A 12,429-nucleotide genomic window follows, 5' to 3' on the forward strand; every position below is an offset into this window, starting at 1 on the left:
TTAAGTTTTAGGTTTTAGGTGGTTAGGAAGGAAAGACAAAAAGTACGCAGTGCACAAGTACGCAGTGCACAGTGCGCAGTGCGCAGAAAAGACAAAATTATATGGCCTTTAGGTTTATATTCATGACACGATACTGCTTTTTCTGAAGATTTTACAATCTACCACCTACCACCTACAATCTACCACTTAAAACCGCTGTTTCTGCTTTTTCTGCGTACTGTGCACTGCGCACTGCGTACTTCAAGCACTGCGTACTCCATGTGTATTTTTTTCCCAAACGATAATCAATGAAGTGCTGGCTTATGAATCATACTGAATCGTGCACGTTGTTCGGGGTGTGGAACGGGGTGCGGTATGCCGGTGAATCCTTGGAAACTCTGCCTGCCGAGACCAAGGCCATTCTTCTTGAACTCTGCGAGATGAGCAGGGGGATACCCGGTGTGAAGATGAATTGTCTTCTCGGATGGAAGGGTTTTTTTCTGATCGGCCAGGGGGCCGACCCGGTGGACATGGCCCGGGCCTATGCCTGCAGGATTCAGGAGACATCCTGCGGCAAATGCCTGCCGTGCCGTGCCGGGACGCGGATCATTGCCGATCTGTTGACCAGGATCTGCGACGGGCATGGCCGGGAGCAGGACATCGCTGCCATCGAGCGGATGATCGAGGTGGTTCGGGCCGGTTCCATGTGCGAGATGGGGCATCAGTCCATTGTCACGGTCAGGGTTCTCATGGACGAGTTCCGAGATCGATTCGTGGACGCTGTGGTGAATCCATTTCGCAGATCACGGGGAAGGTATGATTTCAAGGTTACCGCTCCGTGTATCGAGGCCTGTCCCGTGCATCTGGATGTTCCCGGATATATCGAGTTCATCCGTTCGGGGCGCTATGCCCAGGCCCTGGACGTGATCCGGGAACACAACCCTCTGCCTGCTGTGTGCGGGCGGGTATGCGTGCGATTCTGCGAACAGGCCTGCCGACGGGGTATGCTGGACAATCCCGTGGACATCAAACATCTCAAGCAATTCGTCTCGGATGTGGAGCTGGAGGCGGCCGTGCGTCCTGGGAGGGTTCCAGGTGATGTCTCGCCTCAAGCGGGCCGGGTGGCCATTGTGGGGAGTGGTCCCGCCGGGATCATGACCGCCTATGTTCTGCTCCAGCGCGGGCATCAGGTCACCCTGTTCGAATCCATGGAAGAGCCCGGCGGCATGGCGGCTTTGGGGATTCCCGACTACCGACTGCCGCGCAATATCCTGCGCGAGGAAATCAGGGTCATCGAGAACATGGGGGCGACCATCCGTTACTCGACCACGGTGGGCAGGAATGTCAGCCTTCAAACGCTGCACACCGAGTTTGATGCGGTTTTTTTGGGCATCGGCACGCAGAATGGTCGTCCCATGGGTATTGCCGGGGAAGATGAACATCCACCCGGTTACATGCTTGGGGTGGAATTCCTGCGCCGGATCAATCTGGGTAAGCTGGCGCGCCGGGGCAAAAAGGCCCTTGTGGTGGGTGGTGGGAACGTGGCCATGGACTGTTCCCGTTCGGCCCTGCGCCTCGGGTTCGACGAGGTGCATCTGGTCTACAGACGGGACCGGGCCGCCATGCCCGCGGACAAGGTGGAGATTCACGAGGCCGAGGAAGAAGGTGTGAACTTCCATTTTCAGGTCAATCCGGTGCGCATCCTCTGCGAAGAAAACGGGGTGACCGGGGTGGAATGCGTGCGCATGAAGCCGGGAAAGCCCGATGCAAAAGGCAGACGCAGGCCCGAGCCCGTCTCCGGTTCTGAATATGTCATTGCCTGTGACATGGTCATCCCGGCCATCGGGCAGAGCATGGACATATCCTGGATGGAAAAAGATTGTGCCCTCGAGATGACACGCTGGAAGACCCTCCAGGTCGATCCCCTAACCATGGCGACCAATGTCTCGGGCATTTTTGCCGGAGGTGACTGCACCTCGGGGCCGGCCACCCTGGTCGAGGCCCTGGCGGCCGGAGAACGGGCTGCAAGGACCATAGATCAATATATCCGGGGTATCCCCCCTGCCATGGAAAAAGACGAGCAGCTCAGTTTTTTCTACAATCTCCTGGCACGGCTGGACAAGGACGTGATCGACCGGCCGGCCCGGGGATTCGACAGGATGAAAATGCGTGAACGCAATGTGCAGGAACGGATCAGAGATTTTGATCAGGTGGAAAAGAGCATCTCTCCTGAAGACGCCCTGCTCGAGGCGGACAGATGTCTGCGGTGCTATCGAATCGTGATGATCGGCAGGGAAGGGGATCGTACCCATGGACAGTAAAAGAGAGATGACCACACATATTTCCATCACTCTGAACAACATCCCCTGTACGGGACAAAGGGAACAGACCATCCTCGAGGTTGCCCGGGCAAACGGGATCCATATTCCGACCCTGTGCTATCATGAGCGGCTCAAGCCCATTGGCTCGTGTCGTTTGTGCCTTGTGGAGGTTCAGGGAAGCGCATCGCCGGTTGCCGCATGCACCACCCCGGCCCGATCCGGCATGGTCGTTCGGACCCACACCCCCGAACTGGAAAAACTCCGCCGGGATACCCTGCTTCTGCTGCTCATGGACCACCGTCTGGACTGCGATACCTGTGAACTGGACGGGGAATGTCAGCTTCAGGAACTGGCCCGGCGCTATGGGATCACCCAGGCGGAGATCGATGAACTGGGCTTTTGTCCCGTCCCCAAGGGGCCGACAACCTATGGGGCAACCCCCCTGATCACCTATCATCCGGACCGGTGCATCCTGTGCGGTCGGTGCGTGAAGGCCTGCGAGGAAATCAGCGGCCAGTCCGTTCTCTCCTTTATCGGCCATGGGGCGGAGACCACGATCGGCCCGGCTGTCAGGGATATACGGGGCGCGGATGAATGTCTTTCCTGCGGGGAATGTCTGTCCGTCTGTCCGGTCAACGCCCTGACCCCGACCCATGGTGGGGACACGATGCCCGTCGGGGTGAAGATGAAGAAGGTCAGAACGGTCTGTCCCTATTGCGGATGCGGCTGTGAAATGGACCTTCGGATTCAGGAGGACCGCGTCCAGGGCGTCAGCTCCTGCCGGGGAGGGGTCAATGACGGTTCCCTGTGCGCCAAGGGACGGTTCGGCCTCGGATTTATTCATTCTCCCGAGCGGATAACCGCCCCCCTGATCCGCGAAAAGGGAGGTTTCCGCACGGCCTCATGGGACGAGGCCCTGGCCCATGTCGCCGAACGGCTGCATGCGATCGCACGGGATCACGGCCCGGATTCCCTGGCCGGTCTGAGTTCGGCCAGATGCACCAACGAGGAAAACTATCTGTTCCAGAAACTGTTTCGAACGGTTGTCGGAACGAACAACGTGGACCATTGTGCCCGACTCTGACACGCTCCCACTGTGGCCGGTCTGGCCGCAGCACTGGGGAGCGGGGCCATGACCAATTCCATGGCCGAGATCGAGGAGACCGACTGCATCCTGGTCGCCGGGAGCAACACCACGGCCACCCATCCGCTGATCGCGGCTCAAATCCGCAGGGCCGTGGATCGAAAGGGGGCCAAACTCATTGTCGTCGATCCCCGCAAGGTCGACCTGGTCCGGTTCGCCCATGTCTGGCTGCGTCCCCGGCCGGGCACGGATGTGGCCTGGATCAACGGGATGCTTCATTTTATTTTCAAGGAAGGATTGTGGAACGAGTCCTTTGTGCGTGAACACTGCACCGGACTGGAAAAACTGCAAGACATGGTGCGCGACTATCCCCCGGACCGGGTGGCGCGGATCACCGGGATACCGGCGGACGATCTGGTTCGGGCCGCGCTTGTGTATGCCCGTTCCTCCCGGGCCATGATCCTGTACACCATGGGCATCACCCAGCATGCGCGCGGCACGGACAACGTCAAGAGCCTGGCCAATCTGTGCCTGGCCTGCGGGCAGATAGGGCGTCCGGGAACCGGGATCAATCCCCTGCGCGGGCAGAACAACGTGCAGGGGGCCTGTGACATGGGGGCCCTGCCCGACGTTCTGCCCGGATATGTCCCTGTGGGATCGGAGCAGGCGCGTCAGCTGGCTGAAATCAGCGGATATGCAGGTGTTTTGCCCCGGAAACCGGGTCTGCACGCTCCCCGCATGTTCGAGGCGGCCAGCGCCGGAAAGATCAGGGCCATGTACATCATGGGAGAGAATCCCGCCTTGAGCGAGGCCGATGGCGACCAGGTGATCAAGGGGCTTGCAAGCCTCGATTTTCTTGTGGTCCAGGATCTCTTTCTCACGGAAACAGCCCGCCACGCCCATGTGATTCTGCCGGGGGTGAGTTTTGCCGAAAAAAACGGGACCTTCACCAACACCGAACGGCGGGTTCAGCGTGTGCGCAGGGGTATCCCTCCCGGAAACGGATTCCGGTCGGAGTGGAAAATCATCACCGAACTGGCCAGAAACATGCTTCGGCGCATGGGCAGGAGCAAGGAGCTTGCTGCCTGGAATCATGAATCGGCCTGGGATGTGTTCGAGGAAATCCGGGCCCATGTGCCGAGTTATGCGGGAATAAGCTACGGGCGGCTGGAAGAGGAGGGGGGTCTGCAATGGCCCTGTCCCACGGCGGAACATCCGGGCACGCGTTTTCTGTACGCCCGGGGTTTTCCCGGGGGCAGGGCGCGTCTGTTCCCTATTGCATACCGTAAGCCCCTGGAAACGCCCGACACCGACTATCCCCTGTATCTGACCACGGGAAGGTCGAGATATCATTACCATACCGGAACCATGACCCGCCGTTCTGAGGATCTCGACCGGATGGCCCCGGAGGAACGGGTCGAGATCCATCCCGATGACGGCAAACGGCTCGGCCTGATCGATGGTGACCATGTCCGGATCACCTCCCGCAGGGGATCGGTCACTGCCTCCTGTGTGCTCACGGATCGCTGCGCCCCGGGCCAGGTTTTTGCAACCTTCCATTTCAGGGAGGTACCCGTCAATCGCCTGACCAGCGATGTCACAGACCCCGATTCAGGCATCCCGGCGTTCAAGGAATGTGCGGTACGGGTGGAGAAGGTTCACGGTTTTACGTTTTCATCGTAGGGGCGTACCTTGTGTCCGCCCAAAATCCTGTCAGGATCATTCTGAGATACAAACAAACCAGGTCCGCACCCAGAAAAGGATGCGGACCTCGCGTATTTGTTCGTTGGAATCGGGATTCCAGCCTAGCTGGTCAGGTCGATTCTGTGGAAGCGTTTTTTACCCGCCTTGAGGAGCAGACTGCCATCCTGGACGTGGGCAGGAGTGATGATCTCGTCGAAATTGTCCACCTTGGTGCCGTTGATGCTCGCCCCGCCCTGTTTGATGAGTCGCTTGGCCTCGCCGCCGGAGGCGCAGAGTCCTGTCATCTGAAAGAGCTTGAACGCGGTAATGCCCGCTTCGAGTTCCGAAGCCGGGATCGTTGAGCCGGGAACCGCCTCTTCGGTGGACTTGGCTGTGCGGGGGATGGTGCTCGAGGGCAGCAGGGTGACGGGTATTTCTCGGGACCCGAACATGGATGCGGCCGCCGCCTGGGCCTTGTCCGCCTCTTCCCGGCCGTGGGCCAGTTTGGTGGCCTCATAGGCGAGGATGGTCTTGGCCTGGTTGATGGCCGCGTCTTCGATGGTCTCGACTTCCTCGATCTCTTCCAGGGGGAGCAGGGTGAACAGCTTCATGAATCTGGCTACGTCCGCATCCTGGGTGTTCACCCAGAACTGGAAGTATTCGTAAGGGGAGGTCTTTTCCGGATCGAGCCAGACCGCGCCCTGGGCCGTCTTGCCCATTTTGGAGCCGTCGCTCTTGGTGATCAGGGGGAAGGTCATGCCGAACACGGTTTCCTGGCGCATCTTGCGGGTCAGTTCGATCCCGGCGACAATGTTGCCCCACTGGTCGGACCCGCCCATCTGCATGCGGCATCCATAGGTGTCGAAGAGATTCAGGAAATCATAGGACTGCAGGAGCATGTAGTTGAATTCGATGAAATTGAGGCCTTCCTCGGAATTGAGCCGCTGCTTGTAGCTTTCGAACTTGATCATTCGGTTGACGCTGAAGTGACGGCCGATATCCCGGAGAAAGGGGATGTATTCCAGCTTGGCCAGCCAGTCGGCATTGTTGACCAGGAGGGCCCTGTCCTCGGAGAAGTCCAGAAAGTTGGACAGCTGGCTCTTGATCCCGGCCACGTTCTGCTTGATGGTCTCGTAGGTCATCATCTGCCGCAACTCGCTCCGACCGCTGGGATCGCCGATCCGGGCAGTGCCCCCGCCCACCAGGGCGATGGGACGGTGACCATGCCGCTGCATATGGGTCAGGGACATGATCGGGATGAGATGTCCCACGTGCAGGCTCGAGGCGGTGGGATCGAACCCTATATAACAGGTCGCGTTGCCCGCCTCGATATACTCGGCAAGTTCCTTGTCATGGGTGGTGTTCTCGATAAATCCCCGTTGTGTGAGTTCTTCAAGCACGTTCATCTGATCGTTCTCCTTGGCAATAAAAAAGGCCGTGTTCGCGTCACGGCCTCCTGGGAACATATATGACCGCAACTGGGTGGTGTGCGGCCTTTGGGTTCAGGTCAGCATACCCCCGACATCATGTTCATACGGTAATAATAGTATGGGTACGCGATACCGGAGATGTGCATGTCGATTGTGTGGTTGAAATTGATCGGTTGAAACCCGGTCTGCATAGGCGGAGAGACGGTGTATGTCAAGAAAGAGCGGTTTTAGGTGTTAGGTTTTAGGTTTTAGGTTTTAGGTCCTTTCCCGTCTCCCGTCAGCTCTGCATAAGGTCTGCTAAGGCTCGCAAACTCGCTAAGCATTCACTTTTCCCTTTTCCCGTCCTAACCACCTAACACCTAAAACTTAAAACTTAAAACCTAAAACCGTAGTTACCCCATCGGCGTATTGGGAACCAATGTCCATATCCCGCACGGGCAGGCATCCGCGCAAAAGCCGCATCCGATGCACCGCTTGGGGTCGGAGACCATTTCGAAGTCTCCGTTGTCCAGGGCGTTTCTGGAGATGGCTTCCTGCGGGCAGATGGCCACGCACAGGCCGCAATCCCTGCACGAGCCGCAGGAGGAGCATTCCTCGGCGCAGCGGTCAAGGGATTCAAACTCTGTGACCCTGGGATTGAAATATTCCAGGGTCATGCGGGAGTAGTCGATCATTTCCGACTGTTCCCCGTCTCTCTGAACGTATTCGAGGCTGGTGGCCGTATGTTCGAGCATGGTAGCGGGATCGCCCGTGGGGCGACTGCCCGTGAGCATGGCGTCGATGGCCAGGGCCGCCCGTCTTCCCGCGCCGATGGCGTCGGTGATCAGGCCGGGTTTGACGATATCCCCGATGGCGAACACCTTGGGATCAGTGGTCTGGAAAACGTCGTTCACCGTTATCCAACCCCGTTTAGTGGCAACGGTCCTGGGAAGGAAGGAGAGTTCGGGCTGATCGCCGATGGACACGATGACCATGTCCGCGGGTACGAGTTCCCCGGTGGTCAGCACGACACCCTGGTCCGTGATTTCTTTGGTGAAGCAGGGATATTTGAACACGGCCCCGTATTTTTCCGCCTCTTCGCGTTCCTTGCCAAAGGATGCGGGTTCCTGGATGTCGATGAGGGTGATGTCCCTGCACCCGAGACGCCCGGCCTCTGTGGCCACGTCGCAGCCCACATTGCCCGCCCCGATAATGACCACCTGCTTGCCGGGTTGGATGGTCCCGGCCTTGGCTTGTTTCAGGAAATCAAGGGCCGTGATCAGATGTTCCTTGCCTGGTACGGGCAGAGTTCTCGGCGAAGACGCACCCGAGGCCACGACCACGAAATCGAAGTCGCTCTGGAGCTCGGCGAATTTTTCAGCGCTCATGTCTTCTTCGAGCTGGACGTGCTCGATGACCTCCCTGACCCGGGCGAGCTCCGCCTCCAGGACCTCTCTGGGAATGCGTGATTCCGGAATGGCCGAGGTGATCTTGCCGCCAAGGGACGTGTCCCGGTCGAATACGATCACGTTGTGCCCGGCAAGGCGCAGCTGCCAGGCAACGGATATTCCAGCCGGACCGCCGCCGATGACCGCAATTTTTTTGTCCGTGCGTGGGGGAAGTTCGGGCATCCTGGCCTCGATGGACTTTTGGCCCAGGACATGGACGTCAATGGGGGACATGCGCTGGATCTGCCGGGTGCAGTTCTGCATGCACAGATTGGGACAGAGATACCCGCACACCGTGGCCGGAAAGGGGGTGTATCTGAGGGCCATGTCAATGGCCTGTTCAAGGTTGCCTTCCCGGATCAGCTGCCATCGCTTTTGAACCGGGATGCCCGTGGGACAGCTGGCCTGACACGGAGCCATGTACTTGTGGTTTTCCCACACAGGAACGAATCGGCGCAGGGTGTCCGTTGTGATCAGCGGAATGGGCGAGCGGTCGAGGTCGGTCAGGTCACCCACAAGTCCGCCGCGACCCAGCTCCTGGTCCCAGACATTGCGATGAAATTCGGCCATGGAGAGATGACGCTTTTCGACCTTTTCAAAGGGAAGCCGGGCCTCGATGATCTGCCACTCATCCCGGTTTGTCAGCTGGTCGATGATTCCGGGCTGGTCGATCCGGTCGGCAAAGATGTTGATATTGGCCGACAGCCAGTCCCAATTGGCATCATCCATGGGCACGAGCTTGGCATCGGCCTCACTGAATCCCTGGATGGGGCCGCGAAAATAGATTTTCCCTCCGACCATGCCCACACAGGGGCGATAGCCCAGAACATTGTCCGGTGTCTGAGCGTCGATCCCGCAGACAACCGCGATGCCCCCGGCCATGAATTCAGCGAAATAATCGCCCGCCGATCCCTTGATCCACAGCTCGGGCGGATCGAACCGGGGATTGCGCTTGGTCATGGTCATGCCCCGGGCCCCGATGGAACCGTCCACAAAGATCCTGCCCTGGGCCATGCCGTTGGCCGCGCCGTTGGAGGCGTTGCCCCGGACCGTGATCTCGGCCCCGGCGTTCAGCCAGCCGATGTCATCCGAGGCCGGGCCATGGATGTCGATAAAGGTCCCGGGGAATCCCATGGATCCGGTCCGCTGGCCCGAAGATCCGGTGATGGTGATATGCACGGGTTCCTGCTCGCTCACCGGAAGTCTTCCCCCGATACCGTGCTGACCCAGTGCCTCGACTTCGAGAATCCGGGCACCCGTGTTCACGGCGTTCTGGATCTGTTCCTCCAGGATGCGGGATTCAATGCGCTCGCCGTTTTGCAGGCCTGATATATGTATTGTTTTTGTCATGGTAAGGGCTCGGTGGGTTTCGAGTTTTTAATTTCGCACTGCGCAGTAGGAAGTGCGCAGTACACAGTGCGCAGTGCGCAGGTAAAAACCGATTCGTTCATGGTCGCGGTATATGGCGGAATATGTATTTATGTGGGGCGCAGCGCTTGTTTGCACTCGCCTCCCGGGGCTCGTTCAAACGGGCAATTCGTGAATTGCCCCTACGGAGTTTCCGGGATTGGTGCATGGTGGAGATATTTCGGAAGCACCCCAACTGCGCACTGTGCACTGTGCCCTGCGCACTTTATTTATACCACATACTTGATGCTCAATCGATCCGCTGCCGATTTGTCGTTGATGCCCAGGCCGTCGGACATGCCGATGGGCAGGGAGGTGGACCGGCCCAGGGGGGCGATGATTTTTCTGAGTTCCGTATCAAAGCTCAGGTAGGTTTCAACGACCCGCTCGGCCACCTTTTCCGGGTCCAGGCGGCGGTAGATCCGCGGGTCCTGGGAGGTGATCCCCTTGGGGCAGACCCCGATATTGCACACGTTGCACCGGTCGGACTCCGATCCCAGACAGCCGGCCGCGGCCTGCATGATGTATTTGCCGATCTGGATGCCGCTCGCCCCGAGCATGATCAATGCCGCGGCATTGGCGGCCAGGTTGCCGTTTTTCCCTATGCCGCCCCCGGCAAAGATGGGGATTTCGTTCTGTTTGCCGAGCCGGGCCAGGTTCAGATAGGCGTCGCGAATGTTCGAGGCGATGGGATGACCCATGTGGTTCATGGATACGTTGTAGGCCGCGCCGGTTCCTCCGTCCTCCCCGTCGATGGCCAGTGCGCTCGCGTAGGGGTTGCGGGTGAGATTGTTCAGCACCGCCAGGGAGGTGGAAGAGGCCGAGATCTTGGGATAGACCGGGACCCGGAATCCCCAGGCCATGCTCATGGACTGGATCATCTTGGCCACGGACTCCTCGATGGAATACTGGGTCTGATGGGTGGGCGGGCTCGGAAGACTGACCCCCGCAGGGACCCCGCGAATGGCCGCGATGAGTGTATTCACCTTGTGCCACATGAGCAGACCGCCATCGCCGGGCTTGGCCCCCTGACCGTATTTGATCTCGATGGCACAGGGGTCTTCTTTCATGTGTGGAATGGCATGGATGATCTCGTCCCATCCGAAATACCCGCTGGCGATCTGCAGGATCACATATTTGAGGAACCGGGAGCGCAGCAGTCTGGGCGGGCAGCCGCCTTCGCCCGTGCAGATGCGCACGGGCATGCCCATCTCCTCGTTCAAATAGGCCACACCCATCTGCAACCCCTCCCACATGTTCGGGGAAAGAGCGCCAAAGGACATTCCGCCGATGACCAGAGGGTAGATTTCGCGTACCGGCGGGGCCCATCCCTTTTCCTGAAAGGTTTGCAGTCCTTCTTCGGGCGGAAGCACGCGACCGAGCAGAGTGCGCAGGTTGAATTCATGCCGCCCGGCATCAAGGGCCGGGTCCGTGAGCATGGAAATGCGGATGAACTTGATCCGGTCGAGCAGTGAATCGCTGTCATTGCGCCTGCCGCCCCGGGTTCTGGGCTTGCCACCGATGTTCTTGTGAAAGCCGAGTTTGTCCTTTTCATCGTTGCGCCGGGGCATGATCGCCTGGTTGGGACAGACCATGGAACACATGCCGCAGCCGATACAGGAGAAGGCCGGATCGGTCTTCTGCCTGATCCCGTAATAGATGGAAAATTCGTTCTTGGGCGGGGTCAGGAGCCCGATGGATGTTTTGACCTCTCGCTTGCGAAAGACCCCGAGTTCGATGGCCTTGACCGGACAGACCGTGGTACACTGGCCGCACAGGGTGCACTTGGCCATGTCCCAGTCGATCTGCCAGGGAAGGTCCTTGGGGCTTAGTGTTGAAGGTGTAATGGGTCTGTTTGACGGCATATGCGGATCTCCTGGAGGGTTGGGGGTACGATCACGGTGTCGAGATGCATGGGCTGGATGTCCTTTTTGACATCCCTGTCCGGAAGCACGGCATCGAGTCCGCAGACTTCCGAGGAAAAGGCGTAGATGCCCGGTTTGCCGCCCACGACACCGGGGCGAAGCTTCTTGCTGTCCTGGACCATGAACAGGGACTTGTCAGGCAGGCACCCGATGATGCAGTTGGGGCCATCGATGATCAGCTTGCGGCAGGTCGCCTTGAGCTGTTTGAGAAACGGGCCGTCCGGATGGCTGTCCAGATCCGTGTCCTGCAGGGGGGTGATGATGTGTTTGTACGCGTCGATGTCCAGGCCGAGCCGCTTGAGGGTGAAGTGCAGGATGTGGGTGAAGACCTCGGAATCGGACTGATAGCCTTCATAGCCGAGGATGTTTCGTGATTCCAGAAATTCACGGATGGGCACGAATGCGGTGTTCTCTCCATTGGTCATGGTGCAGATGCCCTGGATGAAAAAGGGATGGCAGGCGTACAGATTGATGGCATAGTTGGTATTCTGGCGGCCCTGGGCCAGGATGACCCGGGCGTAGAATTCCTTGCGGTCGAGCTGCAGATAGTTGCCCACGGCCATGGGATCGCCGAGCTCCTTGATCATGATCGTGTCCGGCCAGAAGCTGAACACCGTCATATCGTTGTTCTCCTCCCCCATGCGTCGGAGTTGAAGTCGGATACGGACCAACTCCTCCTCCTGCTTTTCCTGGGAAAGATGTTTCCAGGCCTCGGGTTTTTCATAGGCTCGGGCGAGATAGACATCCCGTTTGGGCGTTCCTGGAGGCGGATTGTCAGGAAGCCGGGTGGATGTCTTGTATTTGGTCATGAAATCGTGATCCATCATGAATTGATCGAGGCGTCTGATGCCTTGGGTGGTGAAGATGCCCGAAAGCACCGGGCAGTCTTTCAGATCTTCAAAAGGACCGCTCAGGCCGCTCAAAAAGAGGCCGACCCCTGATCCGTCATGACCTTCGCGCATGACGTCCAGGGCCTTGATGGCCAGCATGGGCGAGATCGGATCCTGGCTGGTGAGGGCGAATAAACGACACATGGATAATTTCTCCGGGGCTGATGTTTCTGGTTGCCACCAAGGGGGAATGGATTAAGTGTACCGCCGGACAGGGGGCACACGGGTGGCGGATCGGTCGGCCAATGTGACGAGCGGACCGATGATTCGTACCTGTTTATGA

General features: G+C 58.8%; 6 protein-coding genes. 2 read left to right on the forward strand and 4 right to left on the reverse strand.

The features are described 5' to 3' along the window. The first annotated feature begins 302 nt into the window (after nucleotides 1-302). Both ACTVJH_RS01825 and fdhF read left to right on the forward strand, forming a co-directional pair. Complete coding sequence (locus ACTVJH_RS01825) at nucleotides 303-2,300, forward strand: FAD-dependent oxidoreductase (protein ID WP_455986867.1); 1,998 nt, start codon at nucleotides 303-305, stop codon at nucleotides 2,298-2,300. Between the two features lie 7 nt (nucleotides 2,301-2,307). Beyond that, a complete protein-coding gene (fdhF, locus tag ACTVJH_RS01830) occupies nucleotides 2,308-5,067 on the forward strand; it encodes a formate dehydrogenase subunit alpha (RefSeq protein ID WP_455986954.1) in 2,760 nt (919 codons plus the stop codon). A gap of 122 nt (nucleotides 5,068-5,189) precedes the next feature. Here the strand turns inward: fdhF and tyrS are convergent, their stop codons facing one another. From tyrS to ACTVJH_RS01850, 4 genes are all read right to left on the reverse strand, one after another. Next, complete coding sequence (tyrS, locus tag ACTVJH_RS01835; RefSeq protein ID WP_455986869.1) at nucleotides 5,190-6,533, reverse strand: tyrosine--tRNA ligase; 1,344 nt, start codon at nucleotides 6,531-6,533, stop codon at nucleotides 5,190-5,192. A 356-nt stretch (nucleotides 6,534-6,889) separates the two neighbouring features. Beyond that, the gene (locus tag ACTVJH_RS01840; protein WP_455986871.1) at nucleotides 6,890-9,274 is read right to left on the reverse strand and encodes an FAD-dependent oxidoreductase; all 2,385 of its coding nucleotides are present in this window, start codon (nucleotides 9,272-9,274) and stop codon (nucleotides 6,890-6,892) included. Between the two features lie 287 nt (nucleotides 9,275-9,561). Continuing rightward, complete coding sequence (locus ACTVJH_RS01845) at nucleotides 9,562-11,196, reverse strand: glutamate synthase-related protein (protein WP_455986873.1); 1,635 nt, start codon at nucleotides 11,194-11,196, stop codon at nucleotides 9,562-9,564. Beyond that, nucleotides 11,160-12,290: a glutamate synthase gene (locus ACTVJH_RS01850; protein ID WP_455986875.1), complete on the reverse strand. Its 1,131-nt coding sequence runs from the start codon at nucleotides 12,288-12,290 to the stop codon at nucleotides 11,160-11,162. The genes ACTVJH_RS01845 and ACTVJH_RS01850 overlap by 37 nt, the downstream gene beginning before the upstream one ends. Between the last annotated feature and the right edge of the window lie 139 nt (nucleotides 12,291-12,429).

The organism is Desulfoplanes sp. PS50 (genome assembly GCF_053851535.1).

Excerpts from the sequence above, each read along its gene's own strand:
- ACTVJH_RS01850 (WP_455986875.1), bottom strand. The coding sequence starts at position 12,290 with ATGTGTCGTTTATTCGCCCTCACCAGCCAGGATCCGATCTCGCCCATG.
- ACTVJH_RS01825 (WP_455986867.1), top strand. The coding sequence starts at position 303 with ATGAATCATACTGAATCGTGCACGTTGTTCGGGGTGTGGAACGGGGTG.
- tyrS (WP_455986869.1), bottom strand. The coding sequence starts at position 6,533 with ATGTTCCCAGGAGGCCGTGACGCGAACACGGCCTTTTTTATTGCCAAG.
- ACTVJH_RS01845 (WP_455986873.1), bottom strand. The coding sequence starts at position 11,196 with ATGCCGTCAAACAGACCCATTACACCTTCAACACTAAGCCCCAAGGAC.
- ACTVJH_RS01840 (WP_455986871.1), bottom strand. The coding sequence starts at position 9,274 with ATGACAAAAACAATACATATATCAGGCCTGCAAAACGGCGAGCGCATT.